19 protein-coding genes and 1 pseudogene are annotated in these 22,181 nt (G+C 56.5%); 16 read left to right on the forward strand and 4 right to left on the reverse strand.

Annotated features, from left to right (window positions below; translation table 11 throughout):
* Nucleotide 1 precedes the first annotated feature (1 nt).
* The 4 genes and pseudogenes from A6R74_RS14855 to A6R74_RS14870 all read left to right on the forward strand — a co-directional run bounded on the left by A6R74_RS14855 (nt 2) and on the right by A6R74_RS14870 (nt 4,333).
* Nucleotides 2–1,732 (forward strand): annotated as a pseudogene (locus A6R74_RS14855) (ABC transporter permease).
* Nucleotides 1,720–2,811 (forward strand): ABC transporter ATP-binding protein, encoded by a 1,092-nt coding sequence (locus tag A6R74_RS14860; protein ID WP_064235260.1) that lies wholly within the window; start codon nt 1,720–1,722, stop codon nt 2,809–2,811. Before A6R74_RS14855 ends, A6R74_RS14860 begins: the two are co-directional and overlap by 13 nt.
* A complete protein-coding gene (locus tag A6R74_RS14865; protein ID WP_064235261.1) occupies nt 2,808–3,905 on the forward strand; it encodes an MBL fold metallo-hydrolase in 1,098 nt (365 codons plus the stop codon). Before A6R74_RS14860 ends, A6R74_RS14865 begins: the two co-directional genes overlap by 4 nt.
* Nucleotides 3,887–4,333: a phosphatase domain-containing protein gene (locus A6R74_RS14870; protein ID WP_064235262.1), complete on the forward strand. Its 447-nt coding sequence runs from the start codon at nt 3,887–3,889 to the stop codon at nt 4,331–4,333. Before A6R74_RS14865 ends, A6R74_RS14870 begins: the two co-directional genes overlap by 19 nt.
* 11 nt (nt 4,334–4,344) lie before the next feature.
* On the opposite strand, the gene A6R74_RS14875 is transcribed toward A6R74_RS14870, so the two are convergent.
* From A6R74_RS14875 to A6R74_RS14890, 4 genes are all read right to left on the reverse strand, one after another.
* Entirely contained in the window at nt 4,345–6,399 is a 2,055-nt protein-coding gene (locus A6R74_RS14875) for a cache domain-containing protein (RefSeq protein WP_064235263.1), read from the reverse strand.
* A gap of 147 nt (nt 6,400–6,546) precedes the next feature.
* A complete protein-coding gene (locus A6R74_RS14880; protein ID WP_064235264.1) occupies nt 6,547–7,710 on the reverse strand; it encodes an MFS transporter in 1,164 nt (387 codons plus the stop codon).
* Nucleotides 7,701–8,705 carry a GlxA family transcriptional regulator gene (locus A6R74_RS14885; protein ID WP_064235265.1) on the reverse strand — a complete coding sequence of 335 codons (1,005 nt, stop codon included), beginning with the start codon at nt 8,703–8,705 and terminating at the stop codon, nt 7,701–7,703. The genes A6R74_RS14880 and A6R74_RS14885 overlap by 10 nt, the downstream gene beginning before the upstream one ends.
* A gap of 151 nt (nt 8,706–8,856) precedes the next feature.
* The gene (locus A6R74_RS14890) at nt 8,857–9,540 is read right to left on the reverse strand and encodes a GntR family transcriptional regulator (protein WP_064235266.1); all 684 of its coding nucleotides are present in this window, start codon (nt 9,538–9,540) and stop codon (nt 8,857–8,859) included.
* 153 nt (nt 9,541–9,693) lie between these two features.
* Between A6R74_RS14890 and dctP the strand changes: the two genes are divergently transcribed.
* The 12 genes from dctP (at nt 9,694) to A6R74_RS14950 (ending at nt 22,181) form a co-directional block, all read left to right on the forward strand.
* On the forward strand, nt 9,694–10,689 hold the full coding sequence (gene dctP / locus A6R74_RS14895) for a TRAP transporter substrate-binding protein DctP (protein WP_064235267.1): 996 nt from the start codon (nt 9,694–9,696) through the stop codon (nt 10,687–10,689).
* A gap of 85 nt (nt 10,690–10,774) precedes the next feature.
* Nucleotides 10,775–11,296, forward strand: coding sequence for a TRAP transporter small permease subunit (locus A6R74_RS14900; protein WP_064235268.1), 522 nt, complete (start codon nt 10,775–10,777; stop codon nt 11,294–11,296).
* Between the two features lie 2 nt (nt 11,297–11,298).
* Nucleotides 11,299–12,633, forward strand: coding sequence for a TRAP transporter large permease (locus tag A6R74_RS14905; protein WP_064235269.1), 1,335 nt, complete (start codon nt 11,299–11,301; stop codon nt 12,631–12,633).
* Between the two features lie 11 nt (nt 12,634–12,644).
* Entirely contained in the window at nt 12,645–14,045 is a 1,401-nt protein-coding gene (locus A6R74_RS14910) for a malonyl-CoA decarboxylase (RefSeq protein WP_064235270.1), read from the forward strand.
* Nucleotides 14,042–15,580 carry a malonate--CoA ligase gene (locus tag A6R74_RS14915; RefSeq protein ID WP_064235271.1) on the forward strand — a complete coding sequence of 513 codons (1,539 nt, stop codon included), beginning with the start codon at nt 14,042–14,044 and terminating at the stop codon, nt 15,578–15,580. The genes A6R74_RS14910 and A6R74_RS14915 overlap by 4 nt, the downstream gene beginning before the upstream one ends.
* Before the next feature lie 149 nt (nt 15,581–15,729).
* Nucleotides 15,730–16,188: a DUF2170 family protein gene (locus A6R74_RS14920; RefSeq protein WP_240488240.1), complete on the forward strand. Its 459-nt coding sequence runs from the start codon at nt 15,730–15,732 to the stop codon at nt 16,186–16,188.
* A 63-nt stretch (nt 16,189–16,251) separates the two neighbouring features.
* The gene (locus A6R74_RS14925; RefSeq protein ID WP_064235273.1) at nt 16,252–16,947 is read left to right on the forward strand and encodes a PspA/IM30 family protein; all 696 of its coding nucleotides are present in this window, start codon (nt 16,252–16,254) and stop codon (nt 16,945–16,947) included.
* A 33-nt stretch (nt 16,948–16,980) separates the two neighbouring features.
* A complete protein-coding gene (locus tag A6R74_RS14930; protein ID WP_064235274.1) occupies nt 16,981–17,703 on the forward strand; it encodes a DUF2491 family protein in 723 nt (240 codons plus the stop codon).
* A gap of 55 nt (nt 17,704–17,758) precedes the next feature.
* Nucleotides 17,759–18,172: a DUF350 domain-containing protein gene (locus A6R74_RS14935; protein WP_064235275.1), complete on the forward strand. Its 414-nt coding sequence runs from the start codon at nt 17,759–17,761 to the stop codon at nt 18,170–18,172.
* Between the two features lie 26 nt (nt 18,173–18,198).
* Entirely contained in the window at nt 18,199–18,822 is a 624-nt protein-coding gene (locus A6R74_RS14940) for a DUF1190 domain-containing protein (protein ID WP_064235276.1), read from the forward strand.
* 19 nt (nt 18,823–18,841) lie between these two features.
* Nucleotides 18,842–20,008, forward strand: coding sequence for a glutathionylspermidine synthase family protein (locus A6R74_RS14945; RefSeq protein ID WP_064235277.1), 1,167 nt, complete (start codon nt 18,842–18,844; stop codon nt 20,006–20,008).
* 166 nt (nt 20,009–20,174) lie between these two features.
* On the forward strand, nt 20,175–22,181 hold the full coding sequence (locus tag A6R74_RS14950) for a methyl-accepting chemotaxis protein (protein WP_064235278.1): 2,007 nt from the start codon (nt 20,175–20,177) through the stop codon (nt 22,179–22,181).

Here is a 22,181-nt window from a genome sequence, read left to right on the forward strand (position 1 = left end):
CATGACGCCCGCTCTCATCTTTGACAACAAAACCGGCAACGACAACAAGTACGGCAGCCAGCACCGCTGGCTGCTTTCAAGCCTGTTGATTGGCATCGTACTGCTGAGTCTGGCACCTAGCTTACGTTTGTTAATGGAAGCGTTGAGCGACCTGAGCCAGGGGAGCCAGTCTCCACTGTGGAAAGTGCTCAACAGTGCAAGTACCTGGCGAGCGCTGTGGCATAGCCTTTATACCTCAGGGCTTGGCATGTTGATCGCCCTGCTGCTGGGTAGCCTGTTTGCCTTTGCCATCACGCTGACTAATGTGCGTGGCAAAGCGTGGCTGGTGTTCTGCTTTATGCTGCCGATGATGATTCCGCCCCAGGTCACCGCCTTGAGCTGGCTGCAGCTGTTTGGCCCGGCCAGCCCGCTACTGAAAAGTATTGGCATGGCGCCGCCGTTAGGCAGCCCGCAGCCGCTCTACTCGGCTGAAGGCATTGCGCTGCTGTTAGGTATTCAAAGCGCGCCGCTGGTGTTTCTGGCCCTGCGCACCAGTCTGCTTTCGCTGCCTCGCGAGCTTATTGAAGCCGCCCGCATTAGTGGCGCCAAACAAACCCAAGTATGGGGCCATATCATTCTGCCCGTGACCCGTAGCGGTTTGATCGCCGGGGGAGCCATGGCGTTTATCTCCAGCCTGGGCAACTTCGGCATTCCTGCCATGCTGGGTATTCCCGCCGGCTATTACGTGCTGCCCACGCTGATCTACCAGCGTATGGCCAACTTCGGCACTGGGGTGTTGGCAGAAATGGCCGCCCTGTCGCTGCTGATTGGAGTGCTGGCCTTAGCGGGCGTCGCGCTGCAGCAGCACTTGATGGGGCGCAGTCGCTTTGGGTTGGGCGGCCATAGCGGACGCTGCCACGATTTCACGCTGGGCCGCTGGCGCTCGCTGGTGACCGCCACGCTAGTCGGGATCTTACTGATTATCCTGGTCGCACCGCTGCTCGCGCTGATGATCAGTTCGCTGGTGCCCGCCATGGGCGTGCCGCTTAACGCCGAGACCGCAACTTTAGGTGCTTATGTCGAAGTGATGGGCCGTCAAGGCGCTACATGGCGGGCGGTGAACAACAGCCTTTGGCTTGCGGGTAGTGCGGCTCTGGTGCTGATGCTGCTAAGCCTGCCTTTGGCTTATCGGCTACAGCGCCTACCGGAGCGCTGGCGAGGGGTAGTGCTTAGCGCTATCGAGATTCCCTATGCGCTTCCCGGCGTGGTATTGGCCATTGCCTGCATCCTGCTGTTTGTGCGTCCGCTGCCGATCATCAATATAGCGCTCTACGGCACCTAAGGGCTGATTTTTATCGCTTACCTGGCGCGCTTTCTAGTGGTCTGCGTCAAACCTGTCGCGGCCAGCCTGGCGCAACTGGATCCCTCTCTTGAAGAGGCGGCACAGTTAGCAGGGGCAGGTCCCTGGCGGCGCCTTGGCAGCATTATTCTACCGCTGGTGGCGCCCGCGCTATTCGCCGGTGGGCTGCTGGTGTTCTTGCTGGCGGTCAACGAACTCACCGTGTCTGCGCTGCTGTGGAGCGCCGGCAACGAAACTCTCGGCGTGCTGATCTTCAACCTCGACGAAGGCGGCGAAAGCGTGCTGGCCTCAGCGGTATCAGTGCTGGTGGTGATCATGGTCGCCTCGCTGATGCTGACGCTCAGTTTGCTGGCACCGCGGCTACCTAAAGGCGTCATCCCATGGCAGAGCTAAACATTGCAGGGCCAAACATCGTAGGACTGAGCATTGATCGCGTTACCAAACGCTTTGGCGAACACACCGCCGTGGATGAGCTGTCGTTGGAGATTAATCCGGGAGAGTTTGTTGCCCTGCTCGGCCCTAGCGGCTGCGGAAAAACCACTATGCTGCGCATGTTGGCGGGGTTTGAAACGGTCAACGAGGGTACTATTCAATTAGCCAATCGTACCCTGGCAAGCGCCGATACCCATGTACCCCCCGAGCAGCGCAATATGGCCATGGTGTTTCAATCCTATGCGCTGTGGCCGCATATGAGCGTGGCTGACAACGTGGGCTACCCAGTCAAACTGCGCGGCCTGCGCGGGGCGGCGTATCAGCAAAAGGTTCAGCAAGCGCTAGCGTTGGTGGAACTCGATGCCTACGCCGACCGCATGCCCCAGGCCCTCAGTGGGGGTCAGCGACAGCGCGTGGCGCTCGCGCGCTGTCTAGTCAGCGACCCGTCGGTGGTGTTGCTGGATGAACCACTGGCCAACCTTGACCGTCATCTGCGCGCCACCATGGAGCACAGCTTCCGCGATTTTCACCAACGCACTGGCGCTACCCTGGTCTATGTCACCCACGACCAGACCGAAGCCATGGCGCTGGCGGATAAAATCGCCGTGATGAAAGCGGGCAAGCTGATTCAGTGGGGCTCCCCCGAAACCCTTTACCAGCAGCCGCGCACCGCCTGGGTAGCGGGCTTTATCGGCCAGGGCAGTCAGCTTAAAGTCGCAGCTGGCAGCCCTGGAAAATGGCTTGAGAGCACCTCCCTGATGCGCGGGCTGAACGCCATCGAATCTGAGCGAACCCAAACGGCACTGGTGCGCCCGGAACATATTCAGATCAGCACGGCACTCTCGTCCTCCGCGGCTCCCACGCATAGCCAGCTTGCCGCCCAGGTGGAAAGCGTGATTTTTCGCGGCGAGCGTTATGAACTTACCCTGCGCCTGCCCAGTGGCGAATCTCTGCTGGCCTTCCATCACAGCGCGCCTGATTTGGGTAGCCTGGTTGTCGTTAGCCTTCAAAAGGGCTGGTGTCTGGAGCCCGACCAATGAGTATCACTATCGAGATTCTCAGTGGGTTAGGCGACAAAGGCCCTGCTGCTATAGTGGTAGAAGCCCAGGGGAAACGCCTGTTGTTAGATGCAGGGGGCGCACTGCACCCTGGAGTCCCCATTACCTGGGCCCGCGGCCTTAATGTAGATGCGGTGCTGATCAGTCACGACCATATTGACCACATCGGTGGCGTGGCCGAGCTAGCGGAAGACGTACCACTCTATTGCACACCTCTGGTGGCCAAGGCACTGCCTCATGGCCGTACTTGGCACCCCCTGCCGGAGCGCGGCTCGTTAGAGGTGGAAGGCATCACCGTCACCACCGGCCAAGCGGGACACTCCCTAGGCGGTGTGTGGCTGCATTTAGCGGTGGCAGGCGGGGTTTTCTATAGCGGCGATGCCTGCATTGAGTCATCAGTGTTCCCGTTTGATACGCCGCCGAAAGCCGCTGTTGCGTTACTGGATGCCTCCTACGGCAGCTACGACCAGCCCCAAGTAAGTTGTGTGCAGACCATCAGCGAGTATCTTTATCAACCGCTGGCCTTTCCCGTTCCAGAAACCGGTCGCGCGTTGGAAATGGCATTATGGTTGGTTGAAGAGGCTGCAATAAGAGGGTTAACACTGGCCATTGATGCCGATATTCGTGCCAATCTTGCCGCCCTGCTAGCAATGCCCGAGACTCTGCGGCGCCCTGGTATTGATGCCGCTATCGCTAATGTGTTGGCGCGAGCAAATGATGAACATGCCACACTTCGGTTAATAAGTGATCACAACGATAGGCCGGATCAGTGGATCGATCACCACTTGCTTCACACCGGCTACCTAACCCCTGAGCGCCGCGCTCAGCTAGCAGTGGGCGAGATAAGCTGGCAGCGCTGGAATGTTCACCTGCGTGCGTCGCACCTGGTGGCGCTCGCCGACCTGTTGGACGCCACTCAAGTGGTGCCGCTATTTACCCAGTTTAGCGATAACGAATTAAACGCGTGGCATCGGCTGCTAAGCGATCGCCTCTGCACCGCACAGCGTTTCTCTACTCAGTCCCGTTTAGCCACCTTTTCCTGTTCAGGGAGTTTTGCATGTCCGCAGTCATTGTAGATGTCGACGGCACCTTAGCCGAGTTTCATCCCCACCAGGTCAGTGATTGGGTGTTGGGCAGCCAAAAACAGTGGGAGCCGTTCTTTGCCCATATGGCCGAAGCACCGGTAGTCGAAGCGGTCGCCAGGCTGGTTAAAATATTAAAGGCCCAAGGTCAGCAGATCGTTATTTGTAGCGGTCGCCCAGACAGCCACCGTGAGCATACCCAGCGCTGGCTGGAGCGCCACACCATCCCTTTTGATGCTATGTACCTCCGCCCAGAAGGCGATGACCATGTGGATGATGAAGAGGTAAAAGCCGCACTACTCAATCAAATACGCAGAGATGGCTTTGCTCCCTGGCTGGTGTTAGATGATCGCGACGCCGTGGTCGCCCACTGGCGCGCACTAGGCCTAACCTGCCTACAGTGCGCACCAGGGGATTTTTAGCCACGTAATGATCAGACAATAGGCAGGCAGGCGATCGCTATCACATCATTGCGGTAATTATCGTTGCGTTTGTACTCGCGGTAGCCTGTCGAGGCGACCATGGCGGATAAATAGCTATTGCCCTCGTACTCCAGTCGCTGGAACAGCCGCTCACCATCACGTAAAGCCAGCACCTCTGTGTAGCCGCCAGCAAACAATTTAGGCACGGCAATATCGGCTAAGGTAGAAGAGATCACTTGGCCTTCGGCGTCTATAAACAGAGCGAAAGGTGACAGCGACTGCGCACTACTGTTAGGCAGATTATCAGCGAGAATCTGCCTAAACTCTGGAGCGGCATCAAACACAGTGGCAATGCCACCAACAATAGTGCTGCTATTGAAATCAACCACGGGGGCGCAGTAAAGATACGTGGGTCGATTAGCGTATAGCTCACTCTCCGTAAATGCCGAGACCACGTACCCCTGTTCTGAGAAAGTGTTTAAGCACTCGGCTAAAGGCAGGGTTTCAGGAACATGGGTGCCAATAAGGGCTTCTGAGTGTTTATCGGAAACGCTAACGATAGTGCCTTCTCGGTCAAACAGAAGAATATTGGTATACACAGTGTAAAGACGATTAATCGCGCTAATGACCTCTGCTAGCTCAGCGAGTGCCTGCTTATTACCCTTTGAAGCCGCACATAACTGCTTACGGATACGCTCATCCAGTGCCCACCAGCGCGCATCGTTGGCGCGTTCGTAAAGATTGCGATCCATTATACTGACCATGCTAAAGGCACGCATGGTGGCATCGGCAATAGCGGTTAAACTCATTCCCCGGCGCAGTGTGGAAATAGATTGTTCAAACAATTGATCGGTTAGATTGCCAATCTCACGGATCTGATGCAGCACGGGCACCAGCTCTACCGCCTTGTAACGCACTGAAATAATATGCCCATTAATCACCGCAAGGTTAAGCTGCTGCGCAATCATTGACGCCTGGAGGCGAATGTCGCTTAGCCTTCCCTGTACCACATCGGTGTTCACTGAAGTGTCCATAGCAGCTGGCTGGTGATGAGCAGCGCCCAATAACGCTCTCAGCGCCATAAAACGCCAACCAATTCCACCATAGCCTTGATAAGTGGCGCTTTTAACTTGCCGACACGCATAGGCGTTGCCATTTAGCACAAGGACTTCAACGTTTTCAGCGCCCACCTGCTGCATCGGCTCATTCAGCGCTAGCTGGGGTAAACTGGAAGCGACTACTCGGCCGTCATTATCCAATAAGGCAAGCTCAAACTCACCGTCTGCGACCTCATTGAAAATACCGCGCACTTCCTCTTCAAGGTTAAAACTCAGCGCGAGATAGCCTAAGCACTGATTCGACACCGCTTGATGAACAGGCGAAATAAACAGTAGTGCCCGATGCCGGTGAGGCACCAAAGGGGTGACAGCAAAGTACTCGATGTAGCCGTCGTTTAATTTAGACAGAGTTTGATACAGGCGCTCATCGTGAAACGTATTAGCGTCTCCCAACGTGAGGCTGGTGCGCAGCGTAGCGTCTAAATTGAGCAGCATTACATCATCATAAACAGAGTACTTAGCCACATAGCGGGCAAAGTGTTGCTGGATATTGATCGAACTTGCCGCTTCGTCACTCTCCATGTAGGCGCGGATAATGCTGTCAGTCGAAAGAAAGCCGATGTCAGCAGAGCGCTCGTACAGATTACGCACCAGCATATCGACGGCAATCGCCGCTCTTCCCCCCAGCACCATTTCATATTCTCGGGCGTACTCTTCGGCCAATGCCGTGGCAAGCTGAATGCGCAATAGACGAAAACGATCTTGAACTTCCGATATGCGATCCAGCACGCCGTTACTACCACTGCGACTCGCTACCTTACCCACCAAGGCAATAATGGCTAACCAGTCATCCAAATGTGATAACTGACTGTCGTAGTGTTTAACGTAAGCGGGCGGTTCCAACGCGTGTGTAGAACGCATTCGGGCCAACGCTGGGAGTGCGCCAGAGCCAGGGAGACGGGCGTCAGTTTGGCCGGACAAGCCCGGAGATAAAGAGCGGGTAGTCATAGTGCCACCTTGCTATCAAAGCATCTGCCAGGACATTAACCGAGCCTATTTACTTACTATAACCTTTTGTCCCTGAACTCAAGCACTAAGTCTTACTAAAGCTAAGCTTTGTTAAAAGCGTAGCGGTGCATTCGTTGGATGCTTTAGCTAAGACAGCGCCACCGTTCTTTTATGCTGCCACGCCAGCACCGCCAAAGGCACCAGTGCGACGGGGATCAGCAGTAAATTAAGCGTCGCCCAGCCTAATGAACTCACCAGCGGCCCGGCGAGTAAGGCGGTTACTGCGGCGGTACCAAAGACCAGAAACTCGTTCGCCGCCTGGGTGCGCGCTTTATCCACCGGGCGGTAGCTCTCGGTGAGCAGGCCGGTGGCAGGCAGAAAGGTAAAGTTCCAGCCCAACCCCAGCAGAATCAGCGCCACGTTAAAACCGGCTAAGCCGATCCCAAACTGGGCGACCACAGCACTCGCCACCAGCAGCAGGCAACCAGCCACGATAACTTGTTTAGCACCGAAGCGGGTAGCCAAATGCCCAGTAAAGAATGAGGGTAAAAACATTGCCACCACATGCCACTGAATAGTCATGGATACATGGTTAAAGTGGTGTCCGGCACCCGCCATAGCAAGCGGCGTGGCGGTCATGGCCAGGTTCATCACACCATAACCGACCGTCGCCGCGCTCACCGCCACAATAAATCCAGGTTGGCGGAGTATCTTACCCAGCGGCAGCGCAACGCCTTCGCCGTGGGTGCGGGATGCGGGCGGCAGCTGCGTCAACATCAGCACCACCAATGCCAGAGCGTAGAGCACGGCTAGACCAACAAAACTGCCCAAAAACGGCACCTCGCCCAACTCACGACTCACCCTGGCCAGCCACGGCCCGGCAAACGCAGCCAGCACACCGCCCCCCATCACCAAACCAATCGCCCGGTCACGCATCGTCGCGGGGGCGGCCTCCACGGCGGCAAAGCGATACAGCTGTCCAAAGCCAATGCCAATACCGATCAACCAGGTTGCCAACAAGAACAACCCAAAGTGTTCGCCCATTAGCGCCTGCACGGCAACCAGCGCGCCCACCAACCCAACCATATTACCCAGTATAAAGCCGCGCTTACGGCCCAGTTTGGCCATAATTAACGAGGCGGGAATGGTGGCGCACATCAGCCCCAGCCACTGAGTGGCGACCGACGCGGTGGACCAGGACGCGCTAGGTGCCAAGGAGGCCCCAATCAGCGGCGAAACGGCGATCAACAACACATTGCCGGTGACCAGTAACGCTTGGCAGAGTGATAACAAAGTGACGGTTAAAGGCATGGGGCACTCTCCTGAATAAGACCCGTTTGGGAAGACGCAAAGCGTTGGCGATAGACCGAGGGTGATACGCCGTAGTAGCGCTGAAACTGGCGGCGCAACTGCTCCGCGCCGCCCAGCCGCCAGCGTTGTGCCAAGCGCTCAAGAGATAAGTTTTCGCGCTCGCTGAGAAGTGCCAAGCGCGCTTGCTCAAGGCGTAGCTGGGTCAGGTAGGTGCCTGGTGTAGTATCCAGATGACGCCTAAACAGCCGGGTTAAATGGCGCGGGGAGACCGCCATCAGGTCGGCCATGCTCTCAAGCCCATGATCCACGCTGGGGTCGGCATGGAGTTGATCCAGCAAGCGACGCAGCGGCCCCGTGGCCTGCTGTTTGCGCAGTATTTCGCTGAACTGCGACTGCCCGCCCGGACGGTGCAGAAATACCACCAATTCACGGGCCACACGCCCGGCAAGTTCGGCACCGTGATCCGCCTCGACCAGCGAAAGCGCCAAATCAATCCCCGCCGTTATGCCTGCGCTGGTGTAACGGCCGTTGCTCTCGATATACAGCGCGTCAGGCTCGACGCTTATCGCAGGGTACTCATCGGCCAGTTGAGGTGCATGGCGCCAATGAGTGGTGACGCGGCAGCCATCCAACAGCCCTGCGGCGGCTAACAAAAATGCCCCAGAGCAGATCGACCCAAGCCGTCTAACGATTGGGGCAACTTCACAAAGCAACTGCTTCACTGCGGCTATGTCACGCTGCTGCATTACGCCACTGCCACCCGCCACCAACAACGTATCCAGGGGCAGTAAACGCTTAAGTTGGTGGTAGGTGTGCGTGGCGTGCACGGCTAGGCCGCCATTGGTGGAAACCGGGCCCACGGCATCGGCGACTAGGGTCAACTGATAGAGCGGTTGGGGGCTTAACGCATTGGCGCTGGCAAATACCTGCCAGGGACCGCTGATATCCAGCAGTTGGCAGTCGGGATAGGCAAGTAGGGCGACATGACGGGTCACGATCTCTCTCCGCTAGTGGGATACTAAAGCATGAGAGAGAGTTTCAGCGCTGCGTCCCATGTCGGCAAGGACGATTACCCCACCGATACGGCCATAGCGGCAAATTCACTAAACCTAGGGAACAAACTAGGGGCTAAAATTAAGGCTGAAGTTAGCCTGTTTTTTCTAGCGGTGCCTCCATTCTGCGTACGCTGGAAACAAAGTCACTAAAGCGCTCGCCCTGAATCAATACATGGTCGCTCAGTGCCTGCTGCGCCGCTACCGAGTCACCTTGCTCAATGGCTTCCACGATAGTTTCATGCTCGCGCAGTGAACTGTTCACCCGTTGTCGTACCTGCAGCTGTAAACGCCGGTAGGGTTTTAAGCGCTGCTTCAATTGGCGCGCTTCGCTGGCCAAAAATGCATTGTGGCTCGCGGTGTAGATACAGTCATGAAAACCCTCGTTTTCGTAATAGTATTCGTCACTGTCACCGGCCAGGGCCGCCGCTTCGCAGCGCTGATGCGCTTGTTTTAAAGCGACCAGCTCCGGCTCGGTAATTCGCCGTGCCGCCAGGCGGCCACACATGCCTTCAAGTTCCGCCATTACTTCAAACATCTCAATTAGTTGATCAATCCCCACTTTCGCCACAAAGGTGCCTTTTTTGGGCGAGACCGTCACCAAGCCGCTGGCGACCAACTGCTGAAAGGCTTCGCGCACCGGGGTACGCGAGACCTCAAACTCACGTCCCAAGGCTTCTGGATCCAGACGCTCTCCAGGTAAACGGCGGCCATTAATGATGTCATTCTCGAGTGAATCTCTTAATCGCTGAGCGTTGGAACGCTTAGTGCCCGTCATTTTTACCTCCCTAGATCAAGACTGATCTTAGCCATTTAGGGTGTCATATATTTGACATTAGCATACGTAGCGCCTATTGATATATATATCAGCCTTGCTGATAAACATATAAAGCTCATCCAAGCACACAACAACAACTGTTGGAGACGCAACATGCAACGCTATTTGATCTCAACTGCCGCCGCCCTAGGTCTCGCCATTGCGGCTTCCCACGCCTCTGCAGATACCGTGCTTCGCGCGTCCCACCAATTCCCCGGAGGCCAGGGGGACGTCCGCGATGAAATGGTGCAAATGATGGCCCGCCACGTAGCCGACGCGGATGTTGGTCTGACCATAGAAGTCTACCCTGGCCAATCACTGTTTAAAGCGCGTGAACAGTGGGGTGCCCTGGCCCGGGGCCGCCTGGATATCACCTCGCTGCCGCTGGATTATGCCAGCGGTCGGCATCCAGAGTTCTCCGCCACGCTGATGCCGGGCTTGGTACGCAATCAAGCGCATGCCCAGCGCCTGAACGACTCCGAATACATGGAGATGATTAAAGCGGTGATTCTGGACGGTGGCGCTCGGGTGCTCTCAGATGCGTGGCTGTCGGGCGGCTTTGCCTCTAGCGAGCGGTGCATCACCTCCCCCGATACCGTCGAAGGGCAAAACCTGCGCGCCGCCGGGCCCGCCTTTGAAGAGATGTTGGAAGCCGCCGGTGCTTCCATTGCCTCTATGCCCTCTTCTGAGGTTTACACCGCCATGCAAACCGGCGTGTTGGATGCCGCAAACACTTCGTCGATGTCGTTTATCTCCTTCCGCCTCTACGAGCAGGTCGAGTGTTTGACCGAACCGGGCGACTTCGCACTGTGGTTTATGTACGAGCCGATTCTGATCTCCGAGCAGGTATGGCAGGGGCTTAACGAAGAGCAGCAAGCGGCGCTGATGGAAGCCGGTGAAGCAGCAGAAGCATTCTTTGCTGAAGAGGCCGCCGCGATTGATCAGGAGATGGTCGACCTTTACGAAGAGAATGGCGTGGAGGTGGTCAGCATGAGCGAAGACGATTACAACGCCTGGCTGGAGATCGCTCGTGAGACCTCCTACAAAAACTTTGCTGAAAATGTTCCCAATGGCCAAGCCATTATCGATGCAGCGCTAGCCGTCGAGTAAGCACCCGCTGAACGCCTAACGGCGCGACCACTCCTCTCGGAGTGGTCTCTTAACACTGATGCTTACTGTGCTGATTGAGGGAACTATGGCAACCACAACCACTCACGAACCCCCCGTGCGAGGGGGCATCATCGGCGGCTATATCCGCGTCATGGATAAGCTGTCGCGGCTTTCCGCCTATCTGGCCTGCGCCATGTTTATCGCTGGCGTATTAGTGATTTGCCAGATGGTCTTTATTCGCTACTTACTCGGAATGAGCACCAGTTGGCAAACCGAATTCACCATCTTTTCAGTAACGGCGGCAATGTTGATGGGTAGCCCCTATGTACTGATGACCGGTGGCCACGTCGCTATCACCATTGTTCCCGATGCGTTGGGCGGTATTACCCGCACCATCATGCGTCTGATCGCTTCGCTGTTTGGGTTAGGTTTTTGTGCCGCTCTGGCATATGCCAGTTGGGTTTATGTGGCTGAGGCATTCCACGGTGCATGGACGACTGGCTCGGTATGGAACCCGCCACTGTGGCCCGCGTTACTGCCCATGGCTATCGGTGCCACCCTGCTATCGCTGCAGTATGTGGCTGAAATATTGCGTGGGGAGAGCTGAGTATGGATCCGATTACCTTAGGTATTATTGTCGCCATCGCGCTGATTGTGCTGATGGCCATTGGCACCCCTATCGCTTTCGCTCTGGGCGGCGTATCGCTGCTGGCGCTGCTCTACGACCGTGGCCTTGCTGAGCTCACCTATTTTGGGGAAACCTTTTTTGACCGCATTGCCGAGTTTGGTTTTGTCGCCATCCCGATGTTCATTTTGATGGGCGCCGCGGTGGCCTCCTCCCCCACCGGGCGAGATCTGTATCGTTCGCTGGACCTATGGATGGGCAAGCTGCCCGGTGGCTTGGCGGTTTCCAATATCGGCGCCTGCTCTATCTTTGCTGCGCTTTCGGGATCATCCCCCGCCACCTGTGCGGCGATTGGCAAAATGGGCATTCCCGAAATGCGCATGCGCGGCTACCCGGATGGCGTGGCGGCGGGCTGTATTGCCGCGGGTGGCACCCTGGGCATTCTGATTCCGCCGTCGGTCACCATGATCATCTACGGTATCTCTACCGAAACCTCCATTGGTCGGCTGTTTATTGCCGGGGTGGTGCCAGGCTTTATGCTGGCAGGCCTATTTATGATCTGGACGATGATCGCCTGCAAAATGGCCGGTGGTTACAACAACCCCATGGCGGAGTCCGTCGAACGGCTAAAACAGAACGTTAAGCAGAATGTCGATACCAACCTGAAAGCTCTCGTCCGCGTGTTGCCTTTCCTAGGCGTGGTCGCAGGTATTCTGTTTGCCTTGTATGGCGGGGTAGCAACCCCTTCGGAAGCCGCAGGCGTAGGTGCCTTTCTGTGTTTGGCGCTGGCTATTCTGATCTACCGCATGTGGCAGCTAGGCCCGCTCAAACTAATCATGCGCGACTCGCTACGCGAAAGCGTGATGATCATGCTAGTGATCGCCACCGCCGAAGTGTTCGCCTATGCGCTCTCCTCCATGTTTATCACCCAAACGGTAGCGGGTGCGATTGCTGATCTGGAGATCAACCGCTGGGCACTGATGGGGGTGATTAATCTCTTCCTGCTGGTAGCCGGTTTCTTCTTACCGCCTGTGGCGGTGATCGTGATGACCGCGCCGATTCTGTTACCTATTATCCTGGCCGCTAACTTCGACCCCTACTGGTTTGCGGTGATTTTGACCATCAACTTGGAAATCGGTCTGATCACACCGCCTGTGGGACTTAATCTGTTCATTATTAAAGGCATCGCGCCGGATATTTCGCTGCGCGACATTCTGATGGGAAGCTTGCCCTACGCGCTGTGTATGGTGCTGGGTATCTTGCTGCTGTGTCTTTTCCCAGGCATTGCGCTTTGGCTACCTAACTTGATCATGGGTTAAGGAGTTCGACCATGAACATGCTGTTTTTGCAGGAGCTGTTCAACAACATCACTCAGCGTGATGCGTTGTTGCGGCGCCGCCATCCCGAGACGTTAACGCCCGACCATGGGCAGTTGATTAACGCTTGCCACAAGCTGCTGGAAAGCGATGGTGAAGCCTCTAGCATCGCGTTGGCAAGCCGTGCCCTGGCAATTTATCAGCGCCTTTCGGCGGCTGAAAAGAGCCGCTTCTTTGCCCGCTTGACGGCCGACTTTGCGGCTGATCCCGGGCCCATTGATGCGGCCTATCTGGCCTATCAAGAAGTTCGCGACAACCCATCGCTACAGCGCCTGTTTGAGGCCTGCGAGCCACGCAGGCAGGAGCTTTTCCGGCGCTTAAACCTGGCCAGCGACGGTACCTATGAACTGGTTAAGATGCGCGAAGACCTGCTGGCATTGCTGCGTGAACAGCCCGAGCTGGCGGCCATCGACGACGATTTCGCCCACCTGTTCGGCTCCTGGTTTAACCGCGGTTTCTTGATGCTCAAGCGTATTGATTGGAACACACCGGCGTCGATTCTAGAGAAGATCATCCGCTACGAAGCGGTGCACGAAATACAGGACTGGGACGACCTGCGTCGGCGGCTAGACGCCCGCGACCGTCGCTGTTTCGCCTTCTTCCACCCGGCGATTGGCGACGAGCCGCTGATCTTTGTGGAAGTCGCCCTGCACAAGGGCCTGCCCAGCCGCATCCAGCCCATCTTGTCAGGAGAGAGCTCTGTTAAGAGCCCTGGAAAAAGCCCTGGAAAAAGTAGCGCCGAAAAAGGAATCGACGACCCTGAAGATGCCGATACCGCCGCGTTCTTTGGCATTAGCAACTGTCAGACCGGGCTACGCGGCATCTCCTTCGGTAACTTTTTGATCAAGCAGGTAGTGCAAGAGCTCTCCCAGGAGCTGCCGCAGCTTAAATACTTCGTCACCCTCTCGCCGGTGCCGGGCTTCGCCCAGTGGTTGCAGGAGCAGCGTGATGACGAGCAGCTTCCCGCTTCGATGCGTAAGTCACTCAAAGGGCTTGAAACACCGGGGTGGCATCAGGACAAACCCCGCGAAGAGGAGCTCAAAGCGATTATTCGCCCGCTGGCCGCCCGCTACCTGGTCGAAGAGAAGAACCGCCACGGCCTGCCGCTCAACCCAGTGGCCCGCTTTCACCTCGGCAACGGCGCTGAACTTCACCGCATTAACTGGCTGGGAGATATCTCCGCTAAGGGCTTTAAACAAGCCGCAGGCCTGATGGTCAACTACCTGTATGTGCTGGACGATATCGAGCGCAACCACGAAAACTATACCGCCAAGGCCACCGTTGCCTGCTCCAATGAGGTGCGTGATCTTGCTCGACGCGCGCGCAAAATGGCCAAGGGAGAAACCACCAAATGAGCCACAACCTATTTGACACCTTTGCCGCCAAAATGCGCGAACGCGCAGAGGCCGATTTTATTACCACCCGCGATGGCCGCCGCTATAGCTACGCCGATGCACTAAGCATCAGTGCGCAGCTTGCCGGTGCGCTAACCGAGCTAGGCGTTCAGCAAGGCGACCGCGTCGCCGTACAGGTAGATAAAAGCCCTGAAGCCATTTTGCTTTACCTGGCCTGCCTGCGCATCGGGGGCGTCTATTTACCCCTCAATACGGGCTATACCGGCGATGAGATCCGCTACTTTTTAAATGACGCCGAGCCCGCGCTGTTTGTTTGTCGCCCCAAGATAGAAGAGCAAGCGCGAGCGCTCGCCGCTGAAACCGGCTGTCCGGCGGTGGTTACCCTGGGCAGCGCCGCCGATGGCAGCCTGATGGAAACCGCCCGAGCGGCAACGCCGCGGGAGGATATCGTGGCGCTTGGTGAGCGCGACCTGGCCGCGATTCTTTACACATCCGGCACCACCGGGCGTTCCAAAGGCGCCATGCTAACCCACAAAAACCTTGCCTCGAACGCCGAGACCCTAGCCAAAGCCTGGCACTTTAGCGCTGAAGACCGGCTGATTCATGCGCTGCCGATCTTCCACACCCACGGCCTGTTCGTCGCCTGTAACGTCACCTTGATGTCCGGCGCCAGCATGCTGTTTCTGCCCAAATTTGATGCGGACGTAATCTTTGAAGAACTGCCCCGCGGCAGCGTGATGATGGGCGTTCCCACCTTTTATACGCGGCTGGTGCAGGATGAGCGCCTAACTCCAGAAGCCACCGCCCATATGCGGCTGTTCGTTTCCGGCTCTGCTCCGCTTACCGCTGAGACCCACGAGGCCTTTGAAGCCAAAACCGGCCATGCGATTCTTGAGCGCTACGGCATGACCGAAACCAACATGAACCTCTCTAACCCCTATGAAGGCGCACGGCGCGCGGGCACTGTGGGTATGCCACTACCTGGCGTGGAGATGCGTATTACCAACCGGGAGACCGGCGAAGAGGTGCCTTTTGGCGAGATTGGTATGCTGCAGATTCGTGGCCCCAATGTGTTTATCGGTTACTGGCGGATGCCGGAAAAAACCCGTGAGGAGCTGTTAGACGATGGCTTTTTTATTACCGGTGATCTCGCCATGGTCGACGACCAAGGCTATGTGCATATCGTCGGTCGCGACAAAGACCTGGTGATTTCCGGCGGCTACAACGTCTACCCCAAAGAGGTAGAGCAGGTAATTGACGAGCTTGATCAAGTGGCCGAATCCGCAGTCATCGGCCTGCCACATCCTGACTTTGGCGAGGGCGTCACCGCCGTCGTGGTGCGCCAGCCAGGCGCCAATCTTGGAGAAAACCAGCTTGACGAAGATAAGGTGATCAGTCACTTAGATGGTCGCCTAGCCAAGTACAAGCAGCCCAAGCGGGTCTTCTTTGTCGATGAACTGCCCCGTAACACCATGGGCAAGGTGCAGAAAAACATGTTGCGCCAACAATTCAATGACACCTACCGAACCCCCTAGCTCCCGTCCTGCAAGCACCGCCTCTTCATCAGCCTTTTACCCGTCCTTTTTGCCCCGTAACTGAAGGGGCATTTTTTTTGCAAAAAGGAACCATTTGCTCTACGAAATGTTAAGTTAAGATCACTTAACGAACGATGGAGCAGAACGCTTTGACTACACCTACTATTACCAACGGCATCACCGCCAGCGAGTTATATCAGTTAGTCAGCCAGCCCACGCCCAATAGCGCTGGAGATACGGCCCTTGAGTGGCCTGAGGGTACTATTAGCCTGGATGAGGCGAATCAGACGCTGATCTGGGAGCTTAGCGATTACGGCAACTTGCCGATTACCCTCTCGCGCAGCGAAAACGAGTGGATCGCTATGGCCTCCATCGCTGCCGTAGACGGTGTCAAAAACAGCGCTGAACTCAACGAAGTGCTGCTGCGCCAAGGTATTTCGCTACCGCTGGCCTCCGTGGGTATTGTTGAGATCGACGGCAACGACTTCTATGTGGCTTATGGGCAGCTGTTTGGCGACTCCAAACTTGAGTCAATTTGCGCCGAGCTGCACGCAACGGCCAGTGCAGCCATGGAAGTCGCCGAACTGATCCAGACGCATTTCGTATGACACTCGCAACAGTTCGCCTATCATCAGTATCACCATTGTCGTCACTTACCAGTGAGATTATTTATGTTAAGCAAAATTATGACCGCCCTACGCGGCAAAGCAAATGAAACCGGCCAAGCGGTGGTGGATTCCCAGGCGTTGCGCATTTTAGATCAGGAAATCCGCGATTCAGAGACCCACTTGAGCCAGTCTAAAACCGAGCTTACCCGCCTAATGGGCCAGCGCCAGTTGAACAGCAATAAGGCCGACACGCTGGAAAGCAAAATCGCCGAGCTGGAAAAAAGCGCCGAAGCCGCACTGGATAAAGGCGAAGAAGCGCTGGCCGTGGAAGTGGCTGAACGCATGGTAGCGCTACAGGATGACCTGGAAGCAGAGCGCGCTATTGTTAGCGAGTACGATGCCAGCATTGAAAAACTGCGCGGTGCCATTCGCAGTACCGACAACCAGCTTCGCCAGCTCAAGCAGCAGGTGAGCGTCGTTAAAGCCACCGAGTCAGCACAAAAGGCCCAATCTGCCGTAGCGTCTCGCCACTCTGGTCAGAACAGCGCGATGAGCAGCGCCATGGAATCACTCGAGCGCATCAAAGAACGTCAGCAGCTTAATTCGGCGCAAATGCAGGCCGCTGACGATATGGCCGCGGAAGAGAGCGGTAGCTCGCTGGAAGCCCGCTTGAAAGCAGCCGGGGTGGGTGGTCAGAACCGCAAAGCAGACGACGTGTTAGCGCGCCTGAAAGCGAAGAAAAACGCCGCACAAGAGTAAATTTAGCGTTTAATTTTATTAGGGAGCCAGGCCATGTTTAACACCCTCAAGGCACTTTTTCGCGCTACCACGGAAAAGTCGCCCGAGCCGAATACAGGTCGCCCGGTGGCCGCGGGCCTGCCTATAGGTATCAGTCAGGAAGACCTTGAGGGCTTGCGCCTGGATGGGCGCGTCAATATAAAGCTGATCGGCCTGCGTGCCCATCCCGATGCGCTGTTTCGCTGGAACGACGATGACTACCATCATATTGCCGCCGTGGGGCACGTCGATCTTGGTCAAGGAGCACACCTGGTGCGCTTCTATCTGGATAACGACACCTGGCTGCAGGCCAACATTGAGAACGGCCAGGTGCTTGAATATAAGCTGTTCGACTTTTACCGTGTTGCCCATCTTTCGGATGCCGAATTTGATAATGTGATAAACGGTGAAGATAAGCAGCCCGACAGCATCGGCGCCCAAACTGTCTCGCTCACCTCAACCACTGAGGAAGCGCGCAGTTGCACCTATCAGCGAGTATGGGGGGATGGCGACAGCCTGTGGTCGCCGCCGGTGGTTTTCGAAGAGCAGGTAATGACCACAGAGAGCGTGTCAGCCCGCCATGTGACCCACCATGCAATGCTCTATGAGCGTACCATCGAAGGCGCTGAACGCATGGAGTACTTACTGCTAAGCGCTGAAAACGATGGCGAAGGCAGCTTTATGGTGGTGCACAACGTGGGGGTCGATGTGGCCTCCGTCGATATCGACGCTATGTAATCATTACCACCGTTTTTTAAATACGTTTTACCTACTACAAAAGGAAACCGCCACCATGGTGAACTACCTGTACGGCTTGCCATCATTTATCGCCTATCTAGTCACGGCGATCGTACTGCTCGCCGCCTTTATGTACTGCTACAGCCGGATTACTCCGCACCACGAGTGGACGCTGATTCGCGAAGGTAACGCAGCCGCCGCTTCTGCCTACGGCGGCTCCATTTTAGGCTTTACCATTCCGCTATATAGCGCGATGGCACACTCGATCAGCTTCATCGATTTTGTGCTCTGGGGCGTCGTCGCCTTTATCGTTCAGTTGGCGACCTTCTTCGCGGTTAAGCTGTTTCTGCGTAAACAGGGTGAAAGCCTGTCGCAGCACATCACCGAAGGCCATCAGGCCTACGGCATTTTGATGGCCAGTGTGGCCGTGGCAGTCGGCTTACTCAACGCCGCTTCGATGACTTGGTAACGACGACGTGGTAAAGGAGAGCCTGCATGTCTAAACACGATCATACCCCACATTTGCCACGCCGCAAGCGCAGCGGGCGTTTGTCATTGGCAATGATGGGCGCCAGCGCCTTTGGTCTTACCGCCTGTGGCCAACCGCCCCAGGAAGAGCAAATCACCGATATAGAGTTCGATCAGCCACGCAGCTTTCAAAGCGTAGAGGATTGCGTGGCGGAAAACGTCTACACCCGCAGCGCTTGCGAAGACGCCTACAAAGCCTCGCTGGAAGCGGTGCCGCGTTATAGCACCCTGGAAGAGTGCGAAGCTGAAAATGGTCAAGGCGCTTGTACTGCCCCAACCGAAGAGCAGTCCCAAGCAGCTACCGGAAGCACCGGCGGCAGTTGGTTTATGCCCGCCATGATGGGCTATATGGTGGGCAGTATGATGTCCAATACCAATCGTGGGCGCTCCTTTGAACGGGTGTACCAGGAGCCGGTATACCGCAACCGCCAGAATCAGGGCAACTGGAACACCGCCTCGAACCAGGCCTCCCAGCGCGTCACCCAGCGTAACGATGCAATGCGCAGCTCGGTGGCACAGAACCGCCAAGCTACCTCACAGCGCCGAGGCTTTGGCTCGCGTTCCTCCGCACGAGGTGGCTGGGGCTCCTAAGCCGCCAGTAAAGCCCACCATGCTGCGAATCGATATCCCTGAACGAAGCAACTGGAAAGCCCTGGCCCACGAGCTGGGCTTTCATTTTCATACCATCGACGGGGAGCCCTACTGGAAAGAGGACGCCTACTACCAGTTCACCTTAGAACAGGTAGAGCGCGATATCGAAGCGCCTACCGAGGAAGTACATGAGATGTGCATGGAACTGGTGGATAAGGTCTGCCACTCCAATGCGCTTATGCAGCGTTTGGCACTGCCCGAGCATATGTGGGACAGCATCCACAACTCGTGGAAGTCAGGCCAACCGCACCTCTACGGGCGAATGGACTTTGCCTATTCCGGTGACGGCCCCGCGAAACTGCTGGAACTCAACTACGACACGCCCACCTCGCTCTACGAAGCGGGCTTTTTTCAGTGGGTGTGGCTTGAACAAGCCATCGCCCAGGGCATCCTGCCCCGCCACGCGGATCAGTACAATTCAATTCAAGAGCGCCTGATCAACGCCATGGCGCACCTTGGCGACCGCATTGACGCCCGCACGCTGTATTTCTCCTGCATTAAAGATAACGCTGAAGAACGCGCCACCGTGCACTACTTGCAGGATGTAGCGGTGCAAGCGGGCCTCAAGGCGCCGTTTATCTATATGGAAGATATTGGCATCAATCCCGGCGCGGAACACTTTGTTGACCTGGATAACCAGCCTATCCATGCCCTGTTCAAGCTCTACCCCTGGGAAGAGATGGCCGACGATGCCTTCGGTGAAGATATCCCGCGGTTAAACACCCACTGGTTCGAGCCGCCCTGGAAAGCAGTTCTATCGAACAAGGGTATTTTGCCCCTGCTGTGGGAGCACTTTGAGGGCCACCCCAATCTGCTACCGGCGTTTTTCGAGACCGCCGACAGCCCACCACTGCCAGCAGGCTGGGTGCGTAAGCCGTTCTTCTCCCGGGAAGGCAGCAACGTGGAGCTGATCACTCCAACTGGCCAGCGCGAGTCCGTGGACGGCCCCTACACCGACAGCCCCTGGATTCGCCAGGCGTATCACCCCATGCCGCGCTTTGGTAACAACCATGCGCTAATCGGCAGTTGGGTAGTCGGTGACCGTGCCTGCGGCATGGGCATTCGCGAAGACGTCGGCCGCATTACCAAAGACTCCTCCTGCTTTGTCCCCCACGCGATCGTGTAAACGCAAGTACCAAAACACGCCTATATAGGCTGGACAGCCCTCACAAAAAAAAGCTGAAATCGTTGCCACCACCCTAAGTAGAGTGGTAATTATCACTCTACCACTCACCCTGAGCGCTATTGAGCAGCGTCGTTAGGGCCACGTTTACTTTGGAGCAACGGCGAACATGATGGCGCGCTGGAAATCCCTACCTCTACGGCTTCGGCTATTTCTCTCCTTTGGAACGGTATTAGCACTGGCAATGCTCCTGGCGCTCTATCTTCAAGCGCGCTCCCACAGCCAGGCTCGGCTGGATAACCTGCTTAATCAAGAGCTACCGGCACAGGTCGAAGGGCTAGCCGCGCATATAAACCTTAATCTCAGCCAGGATCTCGCCATTTCCGAAAGTCTGGCCAATAGCTACTTTATTGAGCAGTGGGTTCGCGACGGTTTGCCCGAAGAGCGTCAAAACGCTATCGCCAGCTACTTAGCGCGCCTTATGGCGCAATTAGACACCGAGCTACTGTTTATTGCCGCCCAATACCAGGGGCGAGGCTACTATTTCCAACTGCGCAACGGTGAATTTCTTCAGCGAACAATCCAACCGCCCGGCAGCGAAGACGACTGGTACTACGATTTTACTGATAGCGACAACGCTTACGAGCTGAATCTAGATAGCGACACCTTTTCTCCCGATGATGCCTTTGTTTACGTTAATTACCGCAGCGCGGTCAATGCCGCCAACGGTCGACCGCTGGTCGTGGCTGGCGCGGGGCTTGATCTCTCCCAAATGGCCAGCTTGATTGATGACTTTCGCTTAGGTGGCATCGGCCATGCTTCGCTGCTTAGCGCCGAGGGCGAGCTGCTCGTTCGCAGCGGAGAAACTGCTGCGCAGCCTGTACCGGAGCAGGACTCGCAGCGCCTGTTGCGTGATGAACAGCTACAGGTACAAGAGATTGAGCTCGACGGTCACGCCCTGCTGATTAGCACCCGCTGGCTACCCGAACTGCAGCGTTATCTGATGGTTGAGGTCGATAAAGAGGCTTACCTGGCGTCTACTCGTGAGCGCTTCCTGGAGTCCAGCGGTATCGGCCTACTCATTCTGCTCGTCGGCTTACTGGTGCTCTACCCGCTGACCGGCACTCTTATCCGCCCTCTGATTGATTTCCAGCGCCAGCTAAAAGACATCACCCTCAGCCTGGATCTTTCCCGGCGGGTCAGCACCGACGACAAAGCCGAGCTTGGCGATTTAGCCGATCAGACCAACGAGCTTCTTGAGCGCCTCTCCCGCGCCATTGCGGCAGTGGCCAAGAACGCTCAAGCGCTAACTAAAGTCGCCGACCGGCTGGCACAAACGGCCGGGCTTTCCGGTGTGCACGGCAGCGATATTGACCATGAAGCGAGCCAAACCATGGCCGCAGCGGTGGAAGAGATGGCTTCTTCAGTGGCGGAAATCACCTCCACCATGGAAGAGCTCTCTACGTCATCGACCCAAATCGCCGACCACTCCCAGTCGGTGGTCGACGTGGCTAACCAAACCCTGGAACGCAGCCGTAAAGGCAGTGCGGCCATGCAACTGCTACAGTCAAAGATGCAGGATATCCGCAGCGACAGCGAGCAGAGTCTGACCGAGATCATGACGCTGGGGGCAAAATCCAAGCAGATTAACAAGGTGATGGAGCTGATCAACACCCTGGCTGCCCAGACCAAATTGATCGCTTTTAATGCCGCTTTGGAAGCCTCAAGCGCGGGAGAGTCGGGCCGACGTTTCTCAGTCGTCGCCAGCGAGATACGCCGCTTGGCTGACAGCGTGACCGACTCTACCCAAGAAATTGAAGCCCATACCGATGATATTCAGACGGCAATTAATCGCTTAGTGGTGGCTTCTGAAAAAGGCGCCTCCTCAATCGAGCAGGGCGTTGAAGCAAGCATCAGCACTGCCCAGGATCTCGAGGCACTGCTCAAGGCGGCAAGCCAAACCAGCAGCGCGGCCCAGCAGATATCGCTGTCTACACAGCAGCAAAAAACCGCCAGCAGCCAGGTGGTTATGGCGCTGCGCGATATTGATACAGCCAGTTCTCGCAACGCACATTCGGTGCGCAGCATTACCGACATTAGCCAGGACATGGTGCATATGTCGGCGGAGCTTAACGCGCTGGTGCAGGAGTTCACCCTAACAAATAAAAACCGCTGA

The sequence above is a fragment of the Halomonas sp. ALS9 genome, assembly GCF_001651035.1.
Lineage (GTDB): Bacteria > Pseudomonadota > Gammaproteobacteria > Pseudomonadales > Halomonadaceae > Vreelandella.

Excerpts from the sequence above, each read along its gene's own strand:
- A6R74_RS14900 (WP_064235268.1), top strand. The coding sequence starts at position 10,775 with ATGGCAACCACAACCACTCACGAACCCCCCGTGCGAGGGGGCATCATC.
- dctP (WP_064235267.1), top strand. The coding sequence starts at position 9,694 with ATGCAACGCTATTTGATCTCAACTGCCGCCGCCCTAGGTCTCGCCATT.
- A6R74_RS14865 (WP_064235261.1), top strand. The coding sequence starts at position 2,808 with ATGAGTATCACTATCGAGATTCTCAGTGGGTTAGGCGACAAAGGCCCT.
- A6R74_RS14870 (WP_064235262.1), top strand. The coding sequence starts at position 3,887 with ATGTCCGCAGTCATTGTAGATGTCGACGGCACCTTAGCCGAGTTTCAT.
- A6R74_RS14925 (WP_064235273.1), top strand. The coding sequence starts at position 16,252 with ATGTTAAGCAAAATTATGACCGCCCTACGCGGCAAAGCAAATGAAACC.
- A6R74_RS14915 (WP_064235271.1), top strand. The coding sequence starts at position 14,042 with ATGAGCCACAACCTATTTGACACCTTTGCCGCCAAAATGCGCGAACGC.
- A6R74_RS14890 (WP_064235266.1), bottom strand. The coding sequence starts at position 9,540 with ATGACGGGCACTAAGCGTTCCAACGCTCAGCGATTAAGAGATTCACTC.
- A6R74_RS14940 (WP_064235276.1), top strand. The coding sequence starts at position 18,199 with ATGTCTAAACACGATCATACCCCACATTTGCCACGCCGCAAGCGCAGC.
- A6R74_RS14945 (WP_064235277.1), top strand. The coding sequence starts at position 18,842 with ATGCTGCGAATCGATATCCCTGAACGAAGCAACTGGAAAGCCCTGGCC.
- A6R74_RS14860 (WP_064235260.1), top strand. The coding sequence starts at position 1,720 with ATGGCAGAGCTAAACATTGCAGGGCCAAACATCGTAGGACTGAGCATT.
- A6R74_RS14930 (WP_064235274.1), top strand. The coding sequence starts at position 16,981 with ATGTTTAACACCCTCAAGGCACTTTTTCGCGCTACCACGGAAAAGTCG.
- A6R74_RS14880 (WP_064235264.1), bottom strand. The coding sequence starts at position 7,710 with ATGCCTTTAACCGTCACTTTGTTATCACTCTGCCAAGCGTTACTGGTC.
- A6R74_RS14910 (WP_064235270.1), top strand. The coding sequence starts at position 12,645 with ATGAACATGCTGTTTTTGCAGGAGCTGTTCAACAACATCACTCAGCGT.
- A6R74_RS14935 (WP_064235275.1), top strand. The coding sequence starts at position 17,759 with ATGGTGAACTACCTGTACGGCTTGCCATCATTTATCGCCTATCTAGTC.
- A6R74_RS14875 (WP_064235263.1), bottom strand. The coding sequence starts at position 6,399 with ATGACTACCCGCTCTTTATCTCCGGGCTTGTCCGGCCAAACTGACGCC.
- A6R74_RS14905 (WP_064235269.1), top strand. The coding sequence starts at position 11,299 with ATGGATCCGATTACCTTAGGTATTATTGTCGCCATCGCGCTGATTGTG.
- A6R74_RS14950 (WP_064235278.1), top strand. The coding sequence starts at position 20,175 with ATGATGGCGCGCTGGAAATCCCTACCTCTACGGCTTCGGCTATTTCTC.